The sequence below is a fragment of the Xanthomonas sp. NCPPB 4467 genome, from assembly GCF_041475665.2.
Taxonomy (GTDB): Bacteria; Pseudomonadota; Gammaproteobacteria; order Xanthomonadales; family Xanthomonadaceae; genus Xanthomonas; species Xanthomonas dyei.
In genome coordinates this window covers 3,652,924-3,677,625 of the sequence record NZ_CM191260.1, presented here as the reverse complement: position 1 = coordinate 3,677,625, position 24,702 = coordinate 3,652,924, and the positions used below count along the sequence as shown (strand labels likewise).

17 protein-coding genes are annotated in these 24,702 nt (G+C 65.0%); 9 read left to right on the top strand and 8 right to left on the bottom strand.

Going from position 1 to position 24,702, the window contains the following annotated elements; all coding sequences use genetic code 11:
• Window positions 1-193 precede the first annotated feature (193 nt).
• The 6 genes from ACCQ06_RS16185 to ACCQ06_RS16160 all read right to left on the bottom strand — a co-directional run bounded on the left by ACCQ06_RS16185 (window position 194) and on the right by ACCQ06_RS16160 (window position 14,284).
• Window positions 194-2,854, bottom strand: coding sequence for a glycoside hydrolase family 3 C-terminal domain-containing protein (locus ACCQ06_RS16185; protein WP_316687257.1), 2,661 nt, complete (start codon window positions 2,852-2,854; stop codon window positions 194-196).
• 373 nt (window positions 2,855-3,227) lie between these two features.
• Window positions 3,228-5,921, bottom strand: a complete 2,694-nt coding sequence (locus ACCQ06_RS16180; protein WP_316687255.1) for a beta-mannosidase — start codon at window positions 5,919-5,921, stop codon at window positions 3,228-3,230.
• 21 nt (window positions 5,922-5,942) lie between these two features.
• Window positions 5,943-8,432: a family 20 glycosylhydrolase gene (locus ACCQ06_RS16175; protein ID WP_372364395.1), complete on the bottom strand. Its 2,490-nt coding sequence runs from the start codon at window positions 8,430-8,432 to the stop codon at window positions 5,943-5,945.
• 208 nt (window positions 8,433-8,640) lie between these two features.
• The gene (locus ACCQ06_RS16170) at window positions 8,641-9,708 is read right to left on the bottom strand and encodes a glycosyl hydrolase family 18 protein (RefSeq protein WP_228324216.1); all 1,068 of its coding nucleotides are present in this window, start codon (window positions 9,706-9,708) and stop codon (window positions 8,641-8,643) included.
• 3 nt (window positions 9,709-9,711) lie between these two features.
• Window positions 9,712-11,394 carry an alpha-L-fucosidase gene (locus ACCQ06_RS16165; protein WP_316687251.1) on the bottom strand — a complete coding sequence of 561 codons (1,683 nt, stop codon included), beginning with the start codon at window positions 11,392-11,394 and terminating at the stop codon, window positions 9,712-9,714.
• 208 nt (window positions 11,395-11,602) lie between these two features.
• Window positions 11,603-14,284: a TonB-dependent receptor gene (locus tag ACCQ06_RS16160; RefSeq protein WP_104616717.1), complete on the bottom strand. Its 2,682-nt coding sequence runs from the start codon at window positions 14,282-14,284 to the stop codon at window positions 11,603-11,605.
• 716 nt (window positions 14,285-15,000) lie between these two features.
• Between ACCQ06_RS16160 and ACCQ06_RS16155 the strand changes: the two genes are divergently transcribed.
• Window positions 15,001-15,999, top strand: coding sequence for a glucokinase family protein (locus ACCQ06_RS16155; RefSeq protein ID WP_228324270.1), 999 nt, complete (start codon window positions 15,001-15,003; stop codon window positions 15,997-15,999).
• Between the two features lie 337 nt (window positions 16,000-16,336).
• Here the strand turns inward: ACCQ06_RS16155 and ACCQ06_RS16150 are convergent, their stop codons facing one another.
• Window positions 16,337-17,071: a 16S rRNA (uracil(1498)-N(3))-methyltransferase gene (locus tag ACCQ06_RS16150; protein ID WP_228324218.1), complete on the bottom strand. Its 735-nt coding sequence runs from the start codon at window positions 17,069-17,071 to the stop codon at window positions 16,337-16,339.
• Window positions 17,062-18,480 carry an adenosylmethionine--8-amino-7-oxononanoate transaminase gene (bioA, locus tag ACCQ06_RS16145; RefSeq protein ID WP_228324219.1) on the bottom strand — a complete coding sequence of 473 codons (1,419 nt, stop codon included), beginning with the start codon at window positions 18,478-18,480 and terminating at the stop codon, window positions 17,062-17,064. The genes ACCQ06_RS16150 and bioA overlap by 10 nt, the downstream gene beginning before the upstream one ends.
• 41 nt (window positions 18,481-18,521) lie before the next feature.
• On the opposite strand from bioA, the gene nudE reads away from it, so the two are divergent.
• The 8 genes from nudE (at window position 18,522) to gcvH (ending at window position 24,611) form a co-directional block, all read left to right on the top strand.
• Complete coding sequence (nudE, locus tag ACCQ06_RS16140) at window positions 18,522-19,070, top strand: ADP compounds hydrolase NudE (protein WP_055849296.1); 549 nt, start codon at window positions 18,522-18,524, stop codon at window positions 19,068-19,070.
• Entirely contained in the window at window positions 19,067-19,867 is an 801-nt protein-coding gene (gene cysQ, locus ACCQ06_RS16135) for a 3'(2'),5'-bisphosphate nucleotidase CysQ (protein ID WP_104616722.1), read from the top strand. Before nudE ends, cysQ begins: the two co-directional genes overlap by 4 nt.
• A 193-nt stretch (window positions 19,868-20,060) precedes the next feature.
• The gene (gene mazG, locus ACCQ06_RS16130) at window positions 20,061-20,915 is read left to right on the top strand and encodes a nucleoside triphosphate pyrophosphohydrolase (protein ID WP_316687242.1); all 855 of its coding nucleotides are present in this window, start codon (window positions 20,061-20,063) and stop codon (window positions 20,913-20,915) included.
• Window positions 20,912-21,247 (top strand): YnfA family protein, encoded by a 336-nt coding sequence (locus ACCQ06_RS16125; protein WP_104616724.1) that lies wholly within the window; start codon window positions 20,912-20,914, stop codon window positions 21,245-21,247. Before mazG ends, ACCQ06_RS16125 begins: the two co-directional genes overlap by 4 nt.
• A gap of 156 nt (window positions 21,248-21,403) precedes the next feature.
• Window positions 21,404-22,369 carry an SPFH domain-containing protein gene (locus ACCQ06_RS16120; protein ID WP_316687239.1) on the top strand — a complete coding sequence of 322 codons (966 nt, stop codon included), beginning with the start codon at window positions 21,404-21,406 and terminating at the stop codon, window positions 22,367-22,369.
• 3 nt (window positions 22,370-22,372) lie between these two features.
• A complete protein-coding gene (locus ACCQ06_RS16115; RefSeq protein WP_104616725.1) occupies window positions 22,373-22,807 on the top strand; it encodes an NfeD family protein in 435 nt (144 codons plus the stop codon).
• 161 nt (window positions 22,808-22,968) lie between these two features.
• Window positions 22,969-24,078, top strand: coding sequence for a glycine cleavage system aminomethyltransferase GcvT (gene gcvT / locus ACCQ06_RS16110; protein WP_316687236.1), 1,110 nt, complete (start codon window positions 22,969-22,971; stop codon window positions 24,076-24,078).
• Window positions 24,079-24,215: 137 nt separating this feature from the next.
• The gene (gene gcvH / locus ACCQ06_RS16105) at window positions 24,216-24,611 is read left to right on the top strand and encodes a glycine cleavage system protein GcvH (RefSeq protein ID WP_104616727.1); all 396 of its coding nucleotides are present in this window, start codon (window positions 24,216-24,218) and stop codon (window positions 24,609-24,611) included.
• The last annotated feature ends 91 nt before the right edge of the window (window positions 24,612-24,702 follow it).

Genomic DNA, 24,702 nt, shown 5'->3' with positions numbered 1-24,702 from the left:
AACCCGACCACTACTCAGAGCGGGGGGCGTCGCCACCCTGGACACAACTGACGCCGGGTTGAATGGCCTGCGCAACCGTACCACGCTTGAACTCCGCGTTGAACTTTCTTCGCTTGGACATGAGCACTCATCAGGGCCGCGATCGGCTTTCTTGTAAGGTCCGTGATAGCCAGGGTAAACCCGTTAGAAACTCTTACTTCGGCAACGGCGAACGTCCTGTAATCGACAATGCCGCCGTTTCGCCCGCGGCGCCCGTGCCGGGCTGGCCACCGCCGACGAACACGCGGTAATCGCCGGCCTCCACCGCGCGCTGACCGCTGCGGTCCACATCGCTGAGTGCACGCGCATCCAGCGTAAAGGTGAGTTCGCGTTGTTCGCCGGGCGCGAGGTGCACGCGTTGAAAACCGACCAGGCTGCGCAGCGGCGATTGCGGGCGGTCCGGATACTTCAGATACACCTGGGCCACTTCATCGCCGGCGCGGCTGCCGGTGTTGCGCACGGTGGTGGTCACCTGCAGCGTGTTGCCGGCTTGCAGCGTGCTGGTGGACAGGCGCGGTGCGCCGTAGGCAAAACTCGTATAGCTCAGCCCATAGCCGAACGGAAACAGCGGCTCGCCCTTGAAGTAGCGATAGGTGCGGCCCTTCATGTCGTAGCTGACATACGGCGGCAGGTCCTTGGTGGAGCGGTAGAACGTCACCGGCAGGCGCCCGCCGGGGTTGTCGTCGCCGGCCAGTGCGCGCGCGATGGCAGTGCCACCGGACTGGCCCGGATACCACGCCGCCACGATGGCGTCGGCGTTGGCCTTGGCCCAGTTCAGCGCCACCGCGCTGCCGCTCATCAACACCACCACCAGCGGCTTGCCCGAGGCCTTGGCGCGTTCCAGCAAGGCTTGCTGCGGGGCGGGCAGGGCGATGTCGTTGCGGTCGCCACCGTCGAAGCCGGGCACATCGATGCGCAGTTCCTCGCCTTCCACATCCGGCGATAAACCGACGAAGGCGACCACAGCATCGGACTGCGCCAACGCCTGTTCGGCTTCGGCCAGTTGCGCGGCGGCCGGTGCCAGCCACTCCAGGCGCAGGCCCTGGTCCTGGCCGCGATGCTCCATTTCCAGACGGATCTTGCGCGGGCGGGTGTCGTCGAAATGCAGCACGGTCTCCACACTGCGGCCGTCGGCGTTGTGCATGCCGGCCGGCACGTGCTTGTCTTCGGCGTTGCCGGCCACCACCAGCTTGTCGTCGATGTAGAGCCGCACCGGGTCATGCCCGGCGCAATCGAAGCAGCGCGCCACGCGCACCGCCAAGGTGTAATCGCCGGTGCCCGGCGGCAACAGCTCGCCGCTCCAGCGCACCGCGTAGCGATCGGCCGGCACGCCCTTGGCCGGGCTGACCTGATCCCAGTTGAAGCTGATGGTGCGGTCCTGCCGCACCACGCGCGGGCTACCGTCCAGATCGACATTGTCGAAGTATTCGCCGCGCAATCCCGGCTTGCCATCGCTGCGCAATGCGGTTTCCGGAATCATGCCCGGCACGCCGGCGGCCAGCGGCGCGCCTTGTGCGTAGCGCACCTGCTGCGCACCGAAGTGCTGGCGCAGGCCGAGCAGCGGGGTGATCGGTGTGGAGGAAGTGCCCTGATAGTTGGATTCCAGTGCGGCCAGCGCATCGGCATTGGGGCCGATCACCGCCAGCCGTGTGCCTGCTTTCAACGGTAGGGTATTGGCGTTATTTTTCAGCAGTACGATCGATTCGGCAGCGGCCTGCAAGGCCAGTGCGCGGTTGGCGGTGTTGTCGATGTCCTTGGCGCCCAGGCGCGCATACGGGTCCTTGCGCGGTGCCTCAAGCTCGCCCAGCCGATAGCGCGCGGCAAACAGGCGTACCAACGATTGATCCAGCAGCGCTTCGTCGACTTCGCCACGTTCGATGGCAGTGCCGAGGTCGCGATAGGCGTACCCGCAATTGAGGTCGTGGCCGGCCTTGAGCGCTGCGGCGGACGAGCCGGCATTGTCCGGGCGGAAGTAATGGAACTGGGTCATATCGTCCACCGCATCGCAGTCGGACACCACAAACCCCTTGAAGCCCCAATCGCCGCGCACGCGGCCATTGAGCAACCAGTCGGCCGCGCAGGCCGGTGTGCCATGCAGAGAGTTGTAGGCGCACATCACCGACCAGGCCTGTCCATCGACCAGTGCCGCGCGGAAGGCGGGGGTATAGGTGGCTTCCACATCGCGCGGCGACACGTCCACATCGAAACCATGCCGGCCCGGTTCCGGGCCGCTGTGCACGGCGATGTGCTTGGGCGTGGCAATGGTGCGCGGATGATTCAGATCATCGCCTTGCAGGCCGCGAATGAAACCCACTGCCAGCTGCCCGGTGAGGAAGGGATCCTCGCCATAGGTTTCCATGCCGCGGCCCCAGCGCGGGTCGCGGAAGATGTTGATATTGGGCGACCAGATGGTCAGCCCGGCGTAGCGCGTGTGGTCCTTGCCGGGGCCGCCGGCCAGATTGAACTTGGCGCGCGCCTCGGTGGACACCACCGTGCCCACCTGCTGCATCAGCGCGGTGTTCCAGCTGGCGGCCAGGCCGATCGCCTGCGGAAATACCGTGGCATAGCCATTGCGCGCGATGCCGTGCAGTCCTTCGCTCCACCATTCGTAGGCAGGGATGCCCAGGCGCGGAATGGCCGGCGCATCGTTCATGGCCTGCGCCACTTTTTCGTCGCGGCTCATCTGCGCCACCAGTGCGGCGGCGCGTTGTTCGGGGCTGGCGCTGCGGTCGGCGGTGGCGGCGTGCGCGATGCACGGCAGCCCAAGGCTCAAACCCAGCGCAATGGCCAGGCGCGATACAAACACGGGTGACATCGATGCACTCCTGCGCAGTGGTGTTGCCGCCATGCGCTGTTTTGATGTTGTTGTTGATGAGGGACTAAAAAGGGGAATCATTTTTCTACGGACAGCGTTGCCCTCATCCGCCCCTACGGGGCACCTTCTCCCGCAGGTGAGAGAATGAGATGCTCGCGGTCTCCCGCAGGTGAGAGAAGGAGATGATCGCGGTCTCCCGCAGGTGGGAGAAGGAGATGCTTGCGATGCTCGGGTGGCAAGGTGTTCGGGTGTCAATGGGAAACGCGATCCACTCGTTCTGTTGATCGTCCTGCAGTTGATCGCCCTGCAATCGCCAGAGATTCCTTCTCCCGCCCTGCGGGAGAAGGTGCCCGCAGGGCGGATGAGGGCCGCATTATTTGGATTCGGCCGGCTCCGGCGGCGCACCGGCCAGCGTGCTGGCCAGGTCGCGCACCTGCAGCGCGGCCTGCACCTGCGCCAGCGGCAGCTTGCTGGAGACGTGCACCGTCAGCGGCTCGCCCGGCAACAGGTCGAAGGCGTTGTCGGCCACGTTCACTTCCAGATCGCCGAACGACAACCACACCTCGCGCGCCAGCGTGTCGCTGCGCACGGTCAGCGCGTAGCCATCGCCATCGGCGCGCCATTGGCTGTCGATCTTGGCGGTCGGCAACGCCAGCTGCTTGGCCGGCGCGAAGAACACCACTTCGCGCGACAACAGCTTCTCGCCATCGAACAACTCGAACACCGCATAGCTGCGCTTCGGGTCTGACTTGCCCAGCAATTGCGCATCGCTGAAGTTGCCCACCTGCAGGCTGCTCAGTGGTTTGACGCTGGCCTTTTGCTCGCGCTTGCTCAGCACCTTGCCGTCCATGCTCATCACCCGCATGCGCCAACGCGCATCCAGCGGCGTGGTGCGGTCCGACACCAACGACACTTCCGTCTGACCCTTGTCGTTACGCAGCGCGGCGATCATCTCCGGCGCATAGAAGCGACGCGCGTGGTAGTGCAGCGCCTTCCAGCGGCCGTAGTAGTCCACGCTGGACCACGACGCACCCGGCCACACATCGTTGAGCTGCCAATACAGCGAGCCCATCGATTGCGGACGCGAGGCGCGCAGATGCGAGGCGGCCAGGTTGATGCCTTCGGCCTGCATCAACTGGCTCAGATACACGAAGCTTTCGAAGTCCTTGGGCTCGCCGAACTCGCGGCGGATGTACAGCATCAGCCGCTTGTTGCCATTGCCCTTGTCGAACTTCTGATGCGCGCGCATCACCGGCGATTCCGGGTCCATGTCGGCGGCATCGGCAAACACACGCACGGTGCGCATGTCCGGGAACGACTGCAGGCCGTATTCGGACATGAAACGCGGGGTGACGTTGAGGTATTCGGTCACCGGCAGGGCCGGGCCGCCCCACACTTTCCAGTAATGCATGTCGCCATCGTTAGCCTGGTCGGCGCCGCCGTCGAAATCGGTGCCCGGCGAGGTGGCCCAGTACGGCACATCGTTATCGTAGGTGGCCACCACTTCGCGAAACACGGTGCCGAACAGCGTGGTCATGCCGCGCTCGATGCGGGTGCGTTCTTCCGGATCCACCGACTGCTTGAACTTGACCCGATCGCCCCAGTTTTCCCAGCCGGTCTGCACTTCGTTGTTGCCGCACCACAACACGATGCTGGGGTGGTCGCGCAGGCGCTTGACCTGTTCGATCGCCTCCTGCCGCGTGTTTTCGCGGAACTCCACGTCGTATGGCGGCACCGCGCCACCGAACATGAAGTCCTGCCAGATCATGATGCCCAGCTCGTCGGCCACCTCGTAGAAGTGATCGTCCTGGTAATGCCCGCCGCCCCACATGCGCAGCATATTCATGTTGGCATCGCGCGCATCCTGCAAGGTGCTGCGCATGCGCTCCTGGCTGACGCGCGAGGGAAACGCATCCAGCGGGATCAGGTTGGCGCCCTTGGCGAAGATCGGGATACCGTTGATCACGATCTCCATGCTCTTGCCCCACGTGTCCTTTTCGCGGCGCAGCTCCACCGAACGCAGGCCGGTGACGCGCTTGATCTGCTGGCTGTCGCCATCGGCATCGCGCACGGTGGCCACGAAGGTGTAGCGGTCCTGTGCGCCGTAGCCGGCCGGGAACCAACGCTTGGGCTTGGCAATCCGCACTGCGAGATCGATGCGGTTCTGGCCCGGGTCGATCACCGCGTCTTGCATGAACTGGCCGACCTTTTGTCCATCCGGACCCAGCACATCCAGCGCCACCTGCACCGGGCCGCTGCGGCCGGCCTGCAGTTCCAGCTGCGCCTGCAATTGCGCGCTGTCGGCGTCCACGCGCTGCTGGGCGATATGCAAGCCGTCCACGCGCACGGCATCCCATGCTTCCACGCGCACGTCTTTCCAGATGCCGGCATTGACCATGCGCGGGCCCCAGTCCCAGCCGTAGCTATACGGCGCCTTGCGCACGTAGGTGGAACTGTGGCGTCCATCCGGCTCATCGCCGAACGCCGAATCGTAGGCGCCCGGCAGCGCATATGGCTGCTTGGCCAGCCACGGCTGGATCTTCTTGATCGGCGAGAAGAAGGTGATTTCCAGCACGTTGTCGCCGCGCTTGAGCAGCGATTTGGCGTCCACGCGCCACTGCCGGAACATGTTGTCGGCGCTGAGCTGCTTCTTGCCGTTGAGGGTGACCTCGGCCAGCGTGTCCAGGCCATCGAACACCAGTTCCACATGCGCGCGCTTGAGCGTGGCCGCATCCACGTTGAAGCGGGTCTGGTATTGCCAATCGCTCAAGCCGGCCCACTGGATCTTGCCCTCGTTGTCGCGCAGGAACGGGTCCGGCACCACCTTGGCGGCGATCAGATCGGTCTGCACCACGCCCGGCACCTGCGCCGGCATCCAGCTGGCCGCCTTGGGATAGGTCTTGGCCTGTTCCTGCCCCGGTGCCAGGCGCACCTGCCAGCCGCTGTCCAGGGTCACTGCCGTGGGCGGTGCCGCCCAGGCCTGCGAAAGTGCAAAGGTCAGGGCAAGCCCGAGCCGGGCGGGGGTGAGCGGGGACAGTGCGGGGGCAGTGCGGTGCGACAGGGGCATGGGTGAGTCTCCTTGGATGGATCAGCGCGTGGCGGCGGGGGGCGCCTGCGCGGTGGTTTCAATCAGTTGGACGGCGCCGATGGCATACAACGGGCCGCGAATCGGCGCAGTGAAGCGCAGGCACAGATCGTGGGTGCCGGTGCGTGCAGGCAACGGCGTTTCCAGGGTGAATTGTTCGCCCAGGGTGTCGCTCTTGGGCAGTTGCACGCTGGCGATCAGTTCGCCGTCGCAACCCTGGCGCACTTCCAGCTCGCCGCCGCGGGTCTTGGCCGGGTACTGCACCACCTTGGATTGCTCATGCGCCAGGCCGAAGTTGTTGGGCAGGCGCGCGGCCTCGATGCGGATCGCGCCGATGCCATCCAGGCGTGCCTGCGGATACAGCCGGCAGGCATGGAACAGATCGACGTTGTAAACCGGTGTATCGGCGCCGGTCATCTCCGGCAGCAACGGCAGGCGCAGGCCGAGCGCGCCGGTCTCCACGCAATCGCGCAGGCCTTGCGTGTCCACGCGCAACAGCGATGCACGGTCGAAGGTGCGGCTGCGCGTGGCCGCCAGCGGCGCGCCGTCGGCGGTGAAAGCGGTGGCCTTGACCGTGGTCGGCAGGTTGATCGTAAACGGCGCCTCATAGCGCGGCGATGCGGGGCTAGGGTCGCTGCCGTCCACGGTGTAGTGCAGTGCGCCTGCGCCAGTCTGCGTGCTCAGCGCTACCTTGGCCGGGCTGCCGGCGAGCACCGGGTTGGGGCCGTTTTCCAGCGCGATATCGGCAGCAAATGCGCCGTCGCTGTAGGCGATGTCCAGTGCCTTGTAGCGCTGCAATTGCGCCGGCAACCGCACCAGAAAGTTTTTCCACTCGCGTGCGTTCGGCGGCGACCAGGTCATCTCCGCTACCGCCGACAGACGCGGGAACAGCGCGTGATCCACGTGCAAGCGCGAGGGGAGGTATTCGGACCACAACGCGCCTTGCGCGCCCAACACATGCCTGGCCTGCTCGGCGGTGAGGTCGCTCGGGACCGGATCGAACGCGTACACCTTCGACAATGGCAACACCGTCAGACGGCCATTGGGCTCGTCGCTACGCGTGGTCTGCAGGTTATCCAGATACAGCCAGTTGCCGGGCGCAAGCACCACATCGTGTCCCTGTCTGGCGGCGGTGACCGCACCTTCGACGCCACGCCACGACATCACCGACGCACTGGCCGGCACGCCGCCTTCCAGAATCTCGTCCCAGCCGATCATGCGCCGGCCGTGCGCAGTCAGATACTGCGCCAGCTGTTCGTTGAACCAGCCTTGCATGGCATGGGCATCCTTGACGCCCAGCTTGCGCATCTGCGCGCGCACCGCCGGCGAGGCCTCCCATTGATCCTTGACCGCCTCATCGCCACCGATGTGGATGTAGCTGGACGGGAACAACGTCAGCACTTCATCCAGCACATTGGTGATGAAACTCAGGCTGCGTTCGCTGGTGTTGAACAGATACGGGTTGACGCCCCAGTCCACGCCCACCTGGGTGCGCACGCCGGGGACGCCCACCTCTTCCGGGTAGGCGGCAACCGCCGCCTGCGCATGGCCGGGCATGTCCAGCTCGGGCAGCACGGTGATGTGCAGGCGCGCCGCATACGCGACGATTTCGCTGATCTGCTCTTGCGTGTAAAAGCCGCCGGAACGCTCCGGTGTGCCGTGTCTGCCGGCACCCGGTGGCGTGCGCCAAGCACCGACCTCGGTGAGTTTGGGGTAACGCTTGATTTCGATGCGCCAGCCCTGGTCATCGGTGAGATGCCAATGCAGCACATTGAGCTTGTGCACCGCCATCGCATCGAGCACATGCTTGACGGTATCCACGTCGTGGAAGTGGCGCGCCACGTCCAGATGTTGACCACGCCAGCCAAAGCGCGGCCAGTCGCGGATACTGACGCCGGGCACCGCCACCGCGCCCTTGCGCGCATCCGGGGTCATCAATTGCCAGGCGCTGATTGCGCCATAAAACAGGCCGGCGCCATCGCGCGCGGCAATGTGGATACCGGTGGCGTCCACATCCAGGCGATAGCCTTCTTTCTGCGTCACCGCTGCCTGCGCATTGCGTTCCAGGCGGATGCTGGCCGGCGAGGGCGTGGCTTCTGCACGCACTTCCAGTGCAAGCCCACGTGTGCGCTTGAGCAGGCCGGCAAGATACTCGGCGCTGCGACGCGCATCGGCGTCGCCTGCAACGATCGAGATCACCGTGCCGGTGCCCACGCTGAAACTGCCGGCGTTGCGCTTGGCCTCCACCGGAGCGGGAATCAGCGGCAGCGGCGCAGTTGTGGAAGGTGATGCCGCATTAGCGCCTGCACTGACCGCTGCCGCTGCCGTGCCTAAGTCGCGTTTGCCGCAACCGGTGAGCGCCAGTGCGGCCAACGACAGTGCAAGCAACCGCGACGGCAACTGCATCGATAACGGCTTCTCGCCTGACGGCATGTCCAACAACAGCGCCCTCGACAACAACATGCGTGGCGTACGGCTGGTGTTGGACATCATGCAATCACATCCCGAAATAGCGGAGAGCGTGTCGCTGCGCGGTTGCATGCGCGCAGCCAAATGGAACACCACCATATCGCATCGACACCATCGCTCGGTCATACCGATGAGCGCGATGCGCGGCAGCCACGCACAGTAGCAAAGCCGCAGCGACTCACACAGGCACTGGCGCACGCTTCATCGGCGTGCGCCAGGCATGCAACAGGGATCAGCGCTGCGCGGTCGGCAGCTCGTCCCACACCTTCGGGTCTTCGGCGCCCAGCACCCAGCAGCTGAAGCCTTCCAGACCGTATTGCTTGGCCATCTCGTAGCGTGCCTTGAAGCTGCGCGCGTCCGGGCGGAACACCCACTCGCGCATATCGTCGCGGTAGAAGTAGAACCACGATTCCTGTTCGACCGGATCCCATTGCACGGTGGCGTTCTGTTCGATCGCCAGCGGGAAGGATTCGTCGGCATCGATATAGGTCGCGGAAATGTTCGACGCCTCGGTGCCGTCTTCCTTCACCGGGTTGCCGGTGAACCAGCGGTAGCCATAGGTGGCGATGCCCAGCGAGAGCTTTTCTTTCGGTACCTGGGTGATTGCGTAATCCAGATGCTTCTTCATCCACACCATGCCATCGACCGGGCCGGGCGTGGTCCAGCGGGTGTGCTGGTCGTAGGTCATGATGCTGATCAGATCCGCCGCCTGGCCCAGCGCCTTCAGGTCATACGCACCGCGCCAGTATTCCCACATCCACTTGGAAAACTGGCCGCCTTCGGCGTGGCCCGGTGCATTGGGCACCACCGCCACCGACATTTTGAAACCGGCCTTGTGCAGCGCATCGGCGGTCTGCTTCACCATCAAGGTGTAGGCGTCGCGATCGGTCCAGGCGATGTTCTCGAAATCGAACTGGAAGCCGTAGTACTTGTGCTGCTTGCCGTGGATCAGCAGCGATTCGATCATGCGCTTCTTGGCCGCCTCGTCGTGCATCAGCTTGTGGAAGCCGTCGCGGCCGGTGGTCATCGACAGGATCGGCATCACCCGCAGCTTCTTCTGCTTGGCGATGTCGTACAGGTACATATTGGGCGTGCCGTTGACCAGGCCATTCTGATCCACGCCATACCAGGTCGGCACCACCACATCGATTTTGTCGACGTTGGCAATGAACGAGTTGGTCGATTTCTGCGTGTTCATCAGATAGAACAACGCCGTGGGGTTCTTGGCCAGGGCCGGGGCGCAGGCCAGTGCCAGCGCAAGCAACATCCAGGTCAATCGTTTGCTCATGGAGGACAACATCCGTCAGGGAGTAGGGGAAGAAAGGTCGATGCGGAACACGTACGCGCTCTCGCCAACCGGCTTTACGGGGAGACGCAGATGCAGGCCATCGGCGCGTTGTTCGAACGGGATCTTCTTGCCGTTGGCCAGCAAAGTGACCCCGCGCACGCCATCGGTGGGCGTGAGCGAGCGGATCACCGCCTCGCCATCGGTCGGCCAACCCAGCTCGATCGCATACAGCGCGCCAGCGCGGGTGGTGAAGCGGAAATCGTCGGACGTATACGGCTTGGTCTTGACGTCCTGGAAGGTGCCGCCCACCACTTCGGTCGGGCCTTCGCCATATACGCGCCACGGCTTGCTGTCGTAGATCGCGCCGCCGTTGGTCTTGAGCCACTTGCCGATCGCCAGCAGGATGCCGCGCTCGGTGTCGGGGATCGAGCCATCGGCACGCGGGCCGATGTTGAGCATCAGGTTGCCGTTCTTGGCCACCACATCGGCCAGCATGTGGATGATGAAAGTGGGCGATTTATAGGTGTCGTTTTCGATGTAGCCCCACGATGCATTGCTGACCGAGGTATCGGTCTGCCAATGGGTGGGGTGGATGCCGGTGAGCTGGCCGCGTTCGATATCCAGCGTGCCGGCGCCTTCGGGGAAGGCGCCCAGCTTGTAGTTGACCACCACGCCACGATCGGCCTCGGTGCGTGCCGCGCCCTGGTTGTAGTAGTACGCCAGCATCGTTGGCAGGCTGCGCCGGAACGTTGGGTGGGCAATCCACCAATCGAAATAGATCAGGTCCGGTTGATAGGTATCGATCAACTCGGTGGTGCGCGCCAGCCAGTCGTCCAGCCAGGCCTGCGACACCGGCGTCCAGTCGTTGGCGACATCGCCATCGTCCTTGCCCGGAAGGCGCACCTGCGCCGGGCCGTACAGCGCTGCATAGCGCGGGTCGTTGACGTCCGAATCGAAGGTGCGCCCGCCATCGAAGAACCAGTTGTGTTCGGCGCGGTGCGACGACAAACCGAAGTGCAGGCCTTGCGCACGGATTGCGGTGGACAGCTCGCCCAGCAGGTCGCGCTTGGGCCCCATCTTCATTGCGGTCCAGTCCGACAACTTGGAGTCGTACAGCGCAAAGCCGTCGTGGTGTTCGGCCACCGGCACCACGTAGCGCGCGCCGGATTGCCGGAACAGCTTGGCCCAGCCAGTGGGGTCGAACTTGGGTGCGGTGAACTTGGGAATCAGATCCTTGTAGCCGCTGGTCGCTTGCGGGCCGTAGGTCGCCACGTGATGGGCGAATTCCTTCGAGCCTTGCAGATACATGTTGCGCGAATACCACTCGCTGCCGAACGCCGGCACCGAGAACACGCCCCAATGGATGAAGATGCCGAACTTGGCATTGTCGTACCACGCAGGCGATTGATACGCCTTCAGCGCAGCCCAATCGGGGCGGAACGGGCCCTTGCGCGCGCCGGCTTCGGCTTCGCGCACCAGCCGCTCGCGTTCGGGCGCGTACTTGGCGGTGGCATCGAGCCACTGCTGGTCGATGACCTCGGGGCTGAGTGTGGTGGCCGTGGCCGCAGTGGGCGATTGCGCGCTGAGCGTGGCAGCAGGCAACGCCAGCAGCAGACCGAGCGCGAGCATTCGCGTTCTGGGTGCAGCTCCGGTGTGGCGGCGGGATGGAGCCGCATGGATGCGGCTATCGGTCGTCATGGGAACTGCACTCCTTCAAGCGAGACATGCCGGTTGCAGCGCAGCCGGCACGTGGATGGCAAAAGCGGGCCTGGCCATGCTCCCTCACCCGCGAAGGGGCGTGGCCAGTACCACTCCCTGGTACAACATCGAGCTGTGTATTGCATGCAACGCACAGGTCAAAAAAAAGCGCGCCGCCGTGGAGGGTCGGTGGCGCGCCGGTGCTACATCAGAACTTGAAGTTGAGCTGGGCCTGATAGCCGCGGCCGTTCTTGTAGAACGCCGTTGGGGTATCGCGGGTGTTGCTGAAGACCCGGTAGGTGGAATCCAGCAGGTTGGTCGCGCCGAAAGTGATGCCCATGTAGTCGGTGATCTGGTACGAGGCGTTCAAATCCAGCTGCTTGTAGGCATCTGCAAAGTCACGCGACTCCAGCCGACCGATCTGGGTGAAGTACTTCGAGCGGTAGCTGTAGTTCACACGCACCGTCCAGTCGCCGTGTTCCCAGTACGGGATCACGTTGTAGGTATCGCGCGACAGATACGGCAGATTCAGACCAGAGCTGGAATCGGACTCGGCAAACGTGTAGTTGGCCTGCAAACCGAAGCCCAGCCCGAAGCTCTGCTGGTAATTGACCGACACACCCTTGACCTTGGCATCGGACACATTGACCGGTGTGGTCACCTGGTACAGGCCAGCGATGGCCGGCGGTGCCGGATTCAGCTGCTGGGTGACCGTGGTGTTGACGATGTAGGAACTGATGTCGCGGTAGAACACTTCCCCGGACAGCATGCTGGACGGCGCGAAGTACCATTCGGCCGCCAGATCGTAGTTGGTGGACTCGTACGGCTTCAGATCCGGGTTGCCGCCGTTGGCGGTCAGGTTGCCGTTACCGCTGTTGACAGTGAACGTACCTGCCAGATCGGCGTAACGCGGACGGGCGATGACCTTGGCGGCCGAGAAGCGCAGCACGGTGTCGTCGGTGATGTCGTAGGCTAGGTTGAAGCTCGGCAGCGCCTTGCGGTAGTCATTGGTTTCGGCCACGCGCTGGAAGCTGGTGCCGCCGTCATTGCTCTGCCAGAACTGCGACTTGTCGGTGGTGTCGACCAAGCGCACGCCGACGTTACCGCGCCACTTGCCGGTCTCGTAGTTCAACTGCGTGTAGACGTTCTGAGTGATTTCCTTGACGTCGAACGACGCGCCAAAATCGGTGCGGTACGGGCCCTGCGGCTGCGACAGCAAGTAGCTGCGCACGGCGCCCAGGTTGGCGGTTGGCCAGGTGGTCAAGTCGCCGCTGGCACCCAGGCCGTCGTACAGGCTGCTGGGTGTGGTGCCTGGGTTGAACTGCGTCAGCGACACCGGGTCGGTGGTGTTGATGCGGTTACCGCGCGCGTCGACGCCGTTGTTGTGGTTGATGTACTTGTAGCCGAACTGCAGCTTGGTGAACGGGCCCCATTCCAGGTCGCGCGCGGCATCCCACTGGAAGTACTTTTCGTCGTCCTTGCTCTTCTGGTAAGCGATACCGCCGGCCTGCATGATGCCGGTGGTGGTGCCCGGGATATTGCCTTCCTGGCCCGGCGCCAGGCCGGCGGGGTTGCCCGGCAGTGCCCAGTTGGAGGCGCCGCCGTTGTCGTAGTTGACCGACGTATTGCGGCCGTCGAACGCGTAGTTGTAGCCACCGTCCTGCATCAGGTACTTCATCAGGTATTCGGGGTTCTTGCCGCCTGTGGCCTCGGTGTAGCCGGCCTGGGTGGTGAATACCCACTTCTCGCCGGACCAGTCGTGACGCAGGTTCAGGCTCTTGGTGGTGACGGTGCTCTCGCGGTAGTTGGCATCCAGCTGCGCGTACGGCTGACCGGCTGCGCCATCGCTGACCGTGGCCGAGGTCACCACGCCGTTCTGCACATTGGCCTGGGTGATCTTCTGGCGGTCGTCGTTACAGGCCGGGCACACATAACGCGCCTGGCTGAAGTTGTTGTACTTGCCCTTGATGTACAGACCGGTCAGGTTGAACTCGTTCTGCTCGTTGGGCTTCCACTGCAACGCACCCTGCAGGCCGCTGCGCTCGCGGGTCTGCTGGAAGAACGCGCTGCTGATACCGGCCGGCACACGTGCGGTGGCCACATCGCTGCCGTCGCCGGTGATGGTGGCCGTCGGCGGAATGCCGGCGCCGGTGGTGTAGCCGAAGTACTCGATACCGGCACGTGCCAGGTCCTGCTTGTCGTGCGTGGCGGAGATCAACGCGCCGAAGGTTTCGTCGTCGTTCTTCCAGCTCCACAGCGCCGAACCGCGCGGATTGCCTTCTTCGGACCGGTCGTTGTAGTTGTAGCCGACCGAACCGCGAATGGTGTTCTTGGGCAGGTCCAGTGGCTTGCGGGTGTGCACGATCACGGTGCCGCCGATCGAGCCTTCGTCGATGCGCGCTTCAGGGGTCTTGTAGACCTCCATCAGGCCGATGATTTCCGGCGACAGCAGGGTGTAGTTGAAGGTACGGCCGCTGGTGTCGGTGGGGTTGCCGCCCCAGTCGCCCGACGCGATGGTCTGGCCGTTGAGCAGCACGCGGTTCAACGCCGGGTCGGTGCCGTTGATGCTGACCTTTTCGCCTTCGCCGAACTGGCGGTCGACGCTGATGCCCGGCAGGTGCGACAGCGATTCGGCCGCATTGATGTCCGGGAACTTGCCGATGTCTTCGGCGCTGATCGCATCGACGATGGAGTTGGCCGAGCGCTTGACCGCCTGGCTCTTTTCCAGCGAGGCGCGGTAACCGGTGACGGTGATCGTATCCAACTCGGTGGTGGCCGACGGCGTGCTGCCAGCCGGGGCTTGTTGTTCTTGTCCGGCAGCCATTGCAGAGCCGGAGCAGTACAGAGCGGCGGTGATACAGAGTGCTAACGTCGTGGTGCGGCTGTGCATGGCTAAACCTCATTGGTTAGTGCTGTGAGCGCGCCGCCATCAATGGCGTCACGCGCTCGGCGTGGCCGGCAAAACAACACGCCCTGACCGATCGCGGTGATCGCACTCCGTCGCTCCGCAATGGCAGCAGGTGGCGTCGATTCGCGTGGTAGAGGAGGTGTCCCCCGTGTGGTGAAGCGGTGAAGCGAATGCGACATCGGCGAGTCGAACGTCTGGCGACGGACGACTCGCGAATCTGGGCCGACAGGCGAGGGAAGCGCCGTTCTTCAGTACCGAACAGTTGCTGGCCCCTCCTGCCAGAACCTCGATTTGGATCGAGTCTCGCGTAGCGCTGACAGCGTTGTCAACACATCGTCACAGATCTCTGATGTGGCTGCGATTGCGTTGCAATGCAGCATTTCTGCGACGTGGTTGCGGAAGTAATTGGGAGCATGCGCACACATGGGGGTGTGCTACGCATCCGCAATTGGCGCCCTCAATGGCTGGGCGGCGTTTCGCCAGCGGGCGCTCGGATTTTGTGCGGAAATCTCCGTGATGCGTGCGGATTTTTCGTGGATGATGGGCAGTGCGGGAGAATGCCCTGAGCGTCGTCGCCAGAGTTGCGTTACAGGGCGATTACTGACAACGTTGTCTACCCGCTGCCGTTCGTCGGACAACGGGACATGATGCCAGCCCGCTGCCACTTATCAGGAGAATGCGTGAGCGCAAGCAGCCCAATGGAAGCGGTGGCCTTTCCGCGCCCCGACACCTTCGTTGCCGCAGACGTGGGAGGGACGCATGTGCGCCTGGCGCTGGTCTGCGCAAGTACCGATACGCGCAAGCCGGTCACGGTGCTGGACTATCGCAAGTACCGCTGCGCCGATTACCCGGGCCTGGCCGAGATCATGTCCGCGTTCTTTGCCGAGATGGGATGCGCGCCGGTACGTCGCGGCGTGATCGCCAGTGCCGGGTATGCGCTGGAAGACGGTAGCGTGATCACCGCGAACCTGCCGTGGGTGCTGGCGCCGGAACAGATTCGCCGCCAGCTCGGCATGCAGGCGCTGCATCTGGTCAACGATTTCGAAGCGGTCGCTTACGCGGCCAATTACATGACCGGCAATCAGGTCATGCAGCTGTCCGGCCCCGCTCAGGGCGCGCCCGGCCCGGCCTTGGTCCTCGGTCCGGGAACCGGGCTGGGTGCGGCGGTGTGGATTCCCAACGGCGCCCACCCGATGGTGCTGCCGACCGAAGCCGGCCACGCCGCGCTTGCCGCCGCCAGCGATCTGGAAGTGGCCTTGCTGCAGGAACTGCGTCGCACGCGCACGCATGTGGGCACCGAAACCTTGTTGTCCGGTCCTGGCCTGTTGAACCTCTACACCGCATTGGCCGCGCTGCGTGGCGAGCCTGCCGTGCATCACGGCCCGGCCGATGTCACCGCCGCCGCATTGGCCGCTAACGACGTGCTCGCGCGCGACGCGTTGCAGGCGTTCTGCGGGTTCATGGGCAGCGTGGTCGGCGACATGATGCTGCTCTACGGCATCCGTAGCGGTGTCTATCTGGCTGGCGGATTCCTGCCGCAGATTGCCGAATTCATTGCCGCCAGCGACTTCACCGCCCGCCTGCTCGACAAGGGCACGCTGCGGCCCGCGCTGGAGCAGGTGCCGGTCAGCATCGTCGAACACGGCCAGCTCGGCGTCATCGGCGCAGCCAGCTGGTTTCTGCAACACGGTCGCTGACGCACGACACACCGTAGGAGCGCACCTGGGCGCAATAGGGCTTTACCGGTAAGGCACCCTCGCGCCCGGGTGCGCTCCTACGCCTTGGTCGGGCGTCGTGCGTTTTTGCAGTAACTCCAGTCGTGCTGTCTCGGGCCTCTATCGGCAATCGCATCGCCGCACACCGTAGGAGCGCACCTGGGCGCGACAGGGCGTTACCGGTAACGCTTCTCGCGCCCGGGTGCACTCCTACGTGGGTTGCTGACCACCGTGCGGGTCGCCAATCGTCCGGTCACACGAGGCGCGACACTACCTGCACTGCGCATCAGCAGCCGCGATGTCCTGCAAGTCCTCGAACCTACAGGTCCCCGAACCGCGCCTGCAATGCCGCGATGGCGGCCAGGCCGGCGGTCTCGGTGCGCAGGATGCGTGGGCCTAATTGCAGGCCGGTGAAACCGGCAGCGGCCAGCGTGGCGCGGTCGCGTGGCGACCAGCCGCCTTCCGGCCCGATCGCCACGATGAGCCCCTGCTCGACATCGGCACTCAGGGTGGACAGGCGATGCTCGCCCTGCGGGTCCAGGGTCAGCCGTCGCGCCTGCGGGTCGCTGGCCTGCGCGGCCTCTTGCAAGCCCTGCGGCGCGGCGACGGTCGGCACGCGTGCGCGGCCGGATTGTTCGCAGGCCGACACCACCACACTGCGCCAATGCGCGATGCGTTTTTCCGTGCGCGCTGCATCGAGCTTGACCTCGGTGCGCTCGGCGTTGACCGGCACGATGGCGGTCACGCCCAACTCGGTGGCTTTCTGCAGGATCAAGTCCATTTTTTCGCCGCGTGCGATGCCCTGGAGCAGCGTGATGCGTAAGGGCGATTCGTTGGACAGCGCTTCCGCACGCTCGACCAGCGCACGCGCTTCGCGCTTGCCAGCCACGGTGATCCGCGCGTGGTAGTCGCTGCCATCGCCGTTGAACAGGATGCAGGCATCGCCCTCGCGCAGGCGCAACACGCGCAGCAGATGATTGGCGGACTCTTCGGGCAGGGTCACTTCCTGGTCGCACTGCAGCGGCAACGCAACATGGGACCGGGTCAGGCGCATGCGACGGCCTCGTCGATGGCGTGACGGGTGGTCGCGGCAAGCAAGGCCAGTTGCGCCTCATCCACACAATACGGCGGCATCCAGTACAGCACGTCGCCCAGCGGGCGCAGCACCACGCCGCGTTCCAGCGCCGCGCGATACGCCTTCAATCCAACCCGTGCCGCGGCGGGGAAGGGGGTGCGTTTGTCGCCGCCCTGGGTCAGCTCGAAGGCCACGATCATGCCGGCCTGGCGCACGTCCGCCACCGCGCTATGCTCGCCGATCTGCGCAGCGAGGGCGTTCATGCGCGCGGCGGTGTGCTGGTTGCGCGCAATCACGTCGTCGTCCGCGAAGATCTGCAACGTCGCCAATGCCGCCGCGCACGCCAGCGGGTTGCCGGTATAGCTGTGCGAATGCAGAAACGCACGCTCGCGCGAATCGTCCAGAAACGCGTCGTACAACTGCTGCGTGGCCAGTACCGCCGACAGCGGCAGGAAGCCGCCAGTCAGTCCCTTGGACAGGCACAGCAGATCGGGCATCACGCCAGCCTGTTCGCACGCGAACAGGGTGCCGGTGCGTCCGAAGCCGGTGGCGATCTCGTCGGCGATCAGAAACGCGCCATGCGCATCGCACAATGCGCGTGCGCGGCGCAGATACGCCGGGTGATACATGCGCATGCCGCCGGCGCATTGCACACGTGGCTCCAGAATCAAGGCGCAGATTTCGCCGGGCGATTGTTCGAACAATGCCTGCAGCGCGTCGGCCGCCTGCAGTGCGTAGTCCTCCGCACTTTGGCCCGGCTCGGCCAGGTAGGCGTCGGGCGACGGTGCAAACAGCGATTGCAACAACAGCGGTGCATACACGCGCCGATACAACGGAATGTCGCCCACCGACAGCGCGCCGATGGTTTCGCCGTGATACCCGTTTTCCAATGCGATGAAGCGCGTGCGGCGATGCTCGCCACGGTTGTGGAAATAATGGAAGGCCATCTTCAAGGCCACTTCGACGCCGGCCGAGCCGTTGTCGGCATAGAACACCTTGGACAGCGGTGCGCGGTCGGGCTGGCGCGGCGCAATGGCCAGCAGGCGCTCGGCCAGCTGCACTGCCGGCGCGTGGGTGAAGCCGGCCAGCATCACCTGCTCCAGGGTACCGGCCTGCTGCGCGATGGCCGCGCCGATACGCGGCTCGGCATGGCCGAACAGGTTGGTCCACCAGCTGCTGACCGCGTCCAGATAGCGACGGCCATCGTGACCGATCAGCCACGCCCCCTGGCCACCGGCGATTGGGACCAGCGGAAGCGTGTGCGGATGCTCGCGCATCTGCGTGCACGGGTGCCACAGCACCGCAAGATCGCGTTGCCGCCAATGTTCGGCAGCTTCGGAGGCTGCAGGGTCTGCTAGGATTTCGGGCTCATGAACATGTCGATGCATCTGCCTATTCTATCGGTCCGCTCCGCGGCTGCGTGCCACGCATGAGCCCGCGTCTGCCGACCATCCACAAGATCACCGATCTGGGCGACGGGCCGTTCCGTCGCCAGCAACTGGATCTGGAGTTTTCCAACGGGCAGCGCCGTCTCTACGAACGGCAACTCAGCCAGGGCCACGGTGCCGTGGTCGTGGTGCCGATGCTCGACGCGACCACCGTGCTGCTGGTGCGCGAGTACGCCGCCGGCGTGCACCGCTACGAGCTGGGTCTGGTCAAGGGGCGCATCGATGCCGGCGAGACGCCGGAGCAGGCGGCCGACCGCGAACTCAAGGAAGAAGCCGGCTACGGCGCGCGCCAGGTTCAGGTGCTGCGCGCGATGACGCTCGCTCCTACTTATATGAGTCACCAATCCTGGTTGGTGCTGGCACGCGACCTCTACCCCGAGCGCCTGGTCGGCGATGAGCCGGAAGAGATGGAAGTGGTGCCCTGGCCAATCGCCCGTCTGGACGAATTGATGTTGCGCGACGATTTCTCCGAAGGCCGCTCGCTGGCCGCCTTGTTCATTGCGCGCGAGTGGCTGGAGCGCAACCCATGATCCGTATCCCGATGGAACTGCGCGAAACCGTGATCGCTATTGCTCGCGAAGCGGGTGAGGCCATCATGCAGGTGTACGCGCAGGACTTCGCGGTGGAGATCAAGGACGACGCCAGTCCGTTGACCCAGGCCGACCTGGCCGCCAATCGCGTCATCGTCGATGGCCTGCGCCGGGTCACGCCCGACGTGCCGGTGCTGTCGGAAGAATCCGCGCACGTGGCCTGGGAAGAGCGGCAGTACTGGACCAGCTACTGGCTGGTCGATCCGCTGGATGGCACCCGCGAGTTCGTCAAACGCAACGGCGAGTTCAGCGTCAACATCGCCCTCATCCACATGGGCGCGCCGGTGCTGGGCGTGGTGCAGGCGCCGGTCGATGGCCGGGTCTGGTACGCCGCACGCGGCGAGAACGCATTCCGCCGCGACGGCGACCGCGACGAGATGCTGCACACCCGCACACCGGCCGCCACACCCTTGCGGGTCGCTGCCAGCCGCTCGCATCGCGACGCGCGCACTGCGGCCGCGCTGGAGCGCATGGGGGAGATCGATGTGGTGGCGCAGGGCTCGTCGTTGAAGTTCTGCCGCATCGCCGAAGGCGACCTGGATGTCTATCCGCGCTTCGGCCCCACCTCCGAATGGGACACCGCGGCCGGCCAGTGCGTGCTGCACGCCGCCGGCGGTGTGCTGCTGGCCGGCGGTTCCGGCAAGCCGTTCCGCTACAACCGCCGCGACACCTTGCTCAATGGCGATTTCATCGCGCTGGGCGATCCCAGCCTGCCTTGGCGCGATTGGCTGGCCTGAGCATGCCCGCCTGCCGTGTGCTGCCTGCCGTTTGCGTGTCGCACGCCGGGCAACGCGGATGCGCAAGGTGCTGATTGGCTGACCGGTACACTGCAGCGGCATCGCGTGCGTTGTCTGCTGCCATGCGCAATGCCGCCATGCGTCAGCGCTCTCGCCGGGGATGCGCCTTCCAACATCGCTCCAGGAACACACCATGCTCCAGACTCCGCCCACCGGCGATATCCACCGCCTGCTGCAGTTGATGGCGCGCCTGCGCGACCGTGAGCACGGTTGCCCCTGGGATGTGGAGCAGAGCTTCGCCACCATCGCGCCGTACACCATCGAAGAAGCCTACGAGGTCGCCGACGCGATCGATCGCAATGACCTGCCCGGGCTGCGCGACGAGTTGGGCGACCTGCTGCTGCAGGTGGTCTTCCATGCGCAGATGGCGTCCGAACAGGGTGCGTTCGACTTCGCCGACGTGGTCGCCACACTCAGCGACAAGCTTGTGCGTCGGCACCCGCATGTGTTCGCGGCGCAGGCGGCGGACGATGCGCAGGCGGTGAGCGCCAACTGGGACCAGATCAAACGCGAAGAACGCCGCGCCGCGGGACACCAGGACGACTCTGCACTGGCCGGCATCGCGCGCGGGCTGCCCGAGTGGCAGCGCTCCACCAAGTTGCAGTCGCGCGCGGCGCGGGTGGGCTTTGATTGGCCTGGTCCGGCGCCGGTGCTGGAAAAACTGCAGGAAGAAATCGAAGAGCTGCGGGTGGAATTCGCCCGCGGCCCGGTAGCCGACAATCAGGCGCGCCTCGAAGACGAACTGGGCGATGTACTGTTCGTCTGCGCCAATCTCGCCCGACACGCCAAGGTCGATGTGGGCGCCGCGCTCCGGCATGCCAATCTGAAATTCGAACGGCGCTTCCGTGCGATGGAAGCCCATGCGCACTCGCAGGGCACCACCCTGGATGGGTTGTCGCTGAGCGCCCAGGAAGCGCTGTGGCAACAGGTCAAGCGCGACGAATCCGCCGCCGCGGTGCCGGATGCCGGCGCCGTGCCCGGCGCATGAGCGCCGCGCTGACCACACTGTTGCTGTTCGTCGCCACCGCCGTGGCCGAACTGGTCGGCTGCTACCTTCCTTATCTATGGCTACGCAAAGGCGGCAGCGCGTGGCTGCTGCTGCCCAGCGCACTGAGCCTTGCGATCTTCGTGTGGCTGTTGAGTCTGCATCCGGCTGCCAGCGGACGCGTGTATGCCGCCTATGGCGGGGTCTATATCGCCAGCGCCTTACTGTGGTTGTGGTGGGTGGACCGCATCACTCCGACGCGGTGGGATCTGCTCGGCGCCGCCTGCTGTCTGCTCGGCATGGCCGTCATCATGTTCGCCCCGCGCAACGTCTGAGCCTGGCGGTCGTGTGATCCGCGTGCGCCAAGGCGCTTGCCGCCCGATACGGCAATGGATGCGAGCGCATTCCTGCACGGCATCCCCGAGCCGGCGACGGGCAGTGCGGGTGCATACTGCTGCAAGGATCGACTCGTCACATGCAAGGGGATGCACATGTTTCCGACTTCGTTTTTGGCCATGGCCGTTCTGGTCGCTGGCGTCATCGTGTTGTTCAAGACCGTGCGCATGGTGCCGCAGGGATTTCAGTGGACGGTGGAGCGCTTCGGCCGCTATACCCACACCCTGAGTCCGGGTCTGCACTTTCTGGTGCCGGTGGTCTACGGCGTGGGCCGCAAAATCAACATGATGGAACAGGTGCTGGACGTCCCCAGCCAGGACGTCATCACCAAGGACAATGCGGTGGTGCGCGTGGACGGCGTGGTGTTCTTCCAGGTGCTGGATGCCGCCAAGGCCGCCTATGAAGTCTCCAATCTGGAGATCGCCAGCATCGCGCTGGTGCAAACCAATATCCGTACCGTGATCGGCTCGATGGATCTGGACGAATCGCTGAGCCAGCGCGAAACCATCAATGCGCAGTTGCTGAGCGTGGTGGACCAGGCCACCAACCCATGGGGCATCAAGGTCACGCGAATCGAAATCCGCGACATCCAGCCGCCGCGCGATCTGATCGACTCGATGGCGCGGCAGATGAAGGCCGAGCGCGAAAAGCGCGCGCAGATTCTGGAAGCCGAAGGCTCGCGTCAATCGGAGATCCTGCGCGCCGAGGGCGAAAAGCAGGCCGCCGTGCTCGAAGCCGAAGGCCGCAGGGAAGCCGCCTTCCGCGACGCCGAGGCGCGCGAGCGTCTGGCCGAGGCCGAAGCCCGCGCCACCCAGGTAGTGTCCGATGCGATCGCCAACGGCAGCGTGCAGGCAATCAATTACTTCGTCGCACAAAAGTATGTGGAGGCGTTCAAGGCACTGGCCACCGCGCCCAACCAGAAGTTCGTGCTGATGCCGATGGAGTCCAGCGGCATCATCGGCTCGCTCGCCGGCATCGCCGAACTGGCCAAGGAAGCGATGGGCAAGCCCGACGCGCCAGCCGTACGCGTGCCGCCGATGCCGCCGCGCGCGGGGGGCTGAGCCATGCGCTGGGACGTTGTGATCTGGGCGGTGCTGGCGCTGCTATTGATCGCCGCAGAGACGCTGGCGCCCGGTGCGTTCCTGCTGTGGATGGGGATTGCCGCCGCCGCCGTCTGCGTGCTCGTGCTGGCGTTGCCGGGCATGTCGCTGCTGGTACAGATCGTGGCGTTCGTCGTGCTCAGCTTTGTGTCGGTGCAGGTCTATCGCACCTGGTTCCGCGGCAAGGGGCGGCAGAGCGATCGCCCCTTGCTCAACAGACGTGCCGAGCAATTGATCGGCCGTCGCGTGCTGCTCGATCAAGCCATCCATGACGGCCGAGGTCGTGCCAAGGTCGACGATGCGTTCTGGGTGGTCAGCGGTCCGGATCTGCCCGCCGGTGCACCGGTGCGCATCGTCGGCGTCGATGGCATGACCTTGCTGGTGCAAGCCAGCAGCTGATCGGCAGGGCAGGGCGTGCGATTCGGTCGCTCATTGCTGCAGCGCGGCGTGCGTTGGCCGGTGCGCGTCGTTCGGTCAGCGCTGTGTCTGCGCAGCGATGCGGTTACCCGCAACGACGGCCGGGCAGCGATAATGGGCATCTTTTCCTTGGACCGGCGCCCATGACCCAGAAGACCATCCTCAACGACACCCATCGTGCGCTCGGCGCCAAGATGGTCGACTTCGGCGGTTGGGACATGCCGATCCACTATGGCTCGCAGCTGGACGAACACCATCAGGTGCGTCGCGACGCCGGCATGTTCGACGTCAGCCACATGACCGTGGTCGACCTGCACGGCGCGCGCGCGCGCGAGTTCCTGCTCTACCTGCTCGCCAACTCGGTGGACAAGCTCAAGGTGTCCGGCAAGGCGCTGTACACCTGCATGCTCAATCCGCAGGGCGGGGTGATCGACGACCTCATCGTCTATTTCATGACTGAAGACTTCTTCCGTCTGGTGGTCAACGCCGCCACCCGCGAAAAGGATCTGCAGTGGATCGGCGAACAGGCCACACGCTTCGAGGTGCGCGTGGAAGAGCGCGCCGACTTCGCGATGATCGCCGTGCAGGGCCCCAACGCGCGCGCCAAGGTCATCGAACTGCTGGATCCGGCCGACGTCACGGCAGCGAGCAAGCTCGGCCGTTTCGCCGCGCTGCAGACGCGCTCGCGCGATGGCATCGACCTGTTTGTTGCGCGCACCGGTTACACCGGCGAAGACGGTTTCGAAATCGTGTTGCCGCAGGACGCGGCGGTCGCGTTCTGGAATGCGTTGCTCGCGCAGGGCGTCAAGCCGGCCGGTCTGGGCGCGCGCGACACGCTGCGTCTGGAAGCGGGCATGAATCTCTATGGGCAGGACATGGACGACGCGGTCACTCCTTATGAGGCTGCGTTGGCGTGGACGATCACCCTGGACGAAGGCCGCGACTTCATCGGCCGCGCCGTGCTCGAAGCGCAAAAGGCGCAGGGCGCGCCGCGTCAACTGATCGGCGTGGTGATGGACGAGAAGGGCGTGCTGCGCCACGGCCAGCGCGTGTTCACCGCCAGCGGCGAAGGCGAGATTCTGTCCGGCACCTTCTCGCCGACGCTGGGCAAGGCGATCGCATTCGCACGCGTGCCGGCCGGCAGCATCGACGACCTGCGCGTGGATATTCGCGGCAAGCAGGTGCCGTTGCGCGCGGTGAAGTTTCCGTTCGTGCGCGACGGCCAGGCGCAGCCCGGCGTCCTTGGCGAATGAATCGCAGGATGCCGGTCGTAGTGGCCGGCATCCTGTCACCGCATGCAACCCAGCCATACCGACACGCGTTCACCTGTCTTGTCGCGCGGTCTAAACTAACCACCTGTCCCCAACCCCAGTTTCCCCGGAGCACACCCATGAGCGAGATTCCTGGCGACCTCAAGTTCCTCAAATCCCACGAGTGGGCCCGCGTCGAAAGCAGCGGCCGCGTGACTGTCGGTATTTCCGACCACGCGCAGGGCTTGCTGGGCGACCTGGTCTACGTCGAGCTGCCGAGCGTCGGCGACACCGTGCAGGTCGGCAACGGCGCGGCGGTGGTCGAGTCGGTCAAGGCCGCGTCCGATGTCTATAGCCCGGTCAGCGGCACCGTGGTCGAGGTCAACAGCGCGTTGAGCGACAAGCCGGAGACCATCAATGAAGACGCCTACGGCGAGGGCTGGATCTTCGTCGTCGAACTCGACGACAAGGAACAGCTCAACGATCTACTGTCGCCCGACGACTACGCCGAGCTGCTGGAAGACGACGACCACTGAGTCCGTCGTCCCTGCTGCGCACCGATGGCCGCTCTCAGAGCGGCCATTTTTTTGCTGCGCTGCCGGCGACGCGGTTTGGTGTGCGCAGGAG

Excerpts from the sequence above, each read along its gene's own strand:
- nudE (WP_055849296.1), top strand. The coding sequence starts at position 18,522 with ATGAGCCCGCGTCTGCCGACCATCCACAAGATCACCGATCTGGGCGAC.
- ACCQ06_RS16175 (WP_372364395.1), bottom strand. The coding sequence starts at position 8,432 with ATGATGTCCAACACCAGCCGTACGCCACGCATGTTGTTGTCGAGGGCG.
- ACCQ06_RS16170 (WP_228324216.1), bottom strand. The coding sequence starts at position 9,708 with ATGTTGTCCTCCATGAGCAAACGATTGACCTGGATGTTGCTTGCGCTG.
- ACCQ06_RS16185 (WP_316687257.1), bottom strand. The coding sequence starts at position 2,854 with ATGTCACCCGTGTTTGTATCGCGCCTGGCCATTGCGCTGGGTTTGAGC.
- cysQ (WP_104616722.1), top strand. The coding sequence starts at position 19,067 with ATGATCCGTATCCCGATGGAACTGCGCGAAACCGTGATCGCTATTGCT.
- ACCQ06_RS16165 (WP_316687251.1), bottom strand. The coding sequence starts at position 11,394 with ATGACGACCGATAGCCGCATCCATGCGGCTCCATCCCGCCGCCACACC.
- gcvT (WP_316687236.1), top strand. The coding sequence starts at position 22,969 with ATGACCCAGAAGACCATCCTCAACGACACCCATCGTGCGCTCGGCGCC.
- ACCQ06_RS16150 (WP_228324218.1), bottom strand. The coding sequence starts at position 17,071 with ATGCGCCTGACCCGGTCCCATGTTGCGTTGCCGCTGCAGTGCGACCAG.
- mazG (WP_316687242.1), top strand. The coding sequence starts at position 20,061 with ATGCTCCAGACTCCGCCCACCGGCGATATCCACCGCCTGCTGCAGTTG.
- gcvH (WP_104616727.1), top strand. The coding sequence starts at position 24,216 with ATGAGCGAGATTCCTGGCGACCTCAAGTTCCTCAAATCCCACGAGTGG.
- ACCQ06_RS16160 (WP_104616717.1), bottom strand. The coding sequence starts at position 14,284 with ATGCACAGCCGCACCACGACGTTAGCACTCTGTATCACCGCCGCTCTG.
- ACCQ06_RS16125 (WP_104616724.1), top strand. The coding sequence starts at position 20,912 with ATGAGCGCCGCGCTGACCACACTGTTGCTGTTCGTCGCCACCGCCGTG.
- ACCQ06_RS16120 (WP_316687239.1), top strand. The coding sequence starts at position 21,404 with ATGTTTCCGACTTCGTTTTTGGCCATGGCCGTTCTGGTCGCTGGCGTC.
- bioA (WP_228324219.1), bottom strand. The coding sequence starts at position 18,480 with ATGCATCGACATGTTCATGAGCCCGAAATCCTAGCAGACCCTGCAGCC.
- ACCQ06_RS16180 (WP_316687255.1), bottom strand. The coding sequence starts at position 5,921 with ATGCCCCTGTCGCACCGCACTGCCCCCGCACTGTCCCCGCTCACCCCC.
- ACCQ06_RS16155 (WP_228324270.1), top strand. The coding sequence starts at position 15,001 with ATGGAAGCGGTGGCCTTTCCGCGCCCCGACACCTTCGTTGCCGCAGAC.
- ACCQ06_RS16115 (WP_104616725.1), top strand. The coding sequence starts at position 22,373 with ATGCGCTGGGACGTTGTGATCTGGGCGGTGCTGGCGCTGCTATTGATC.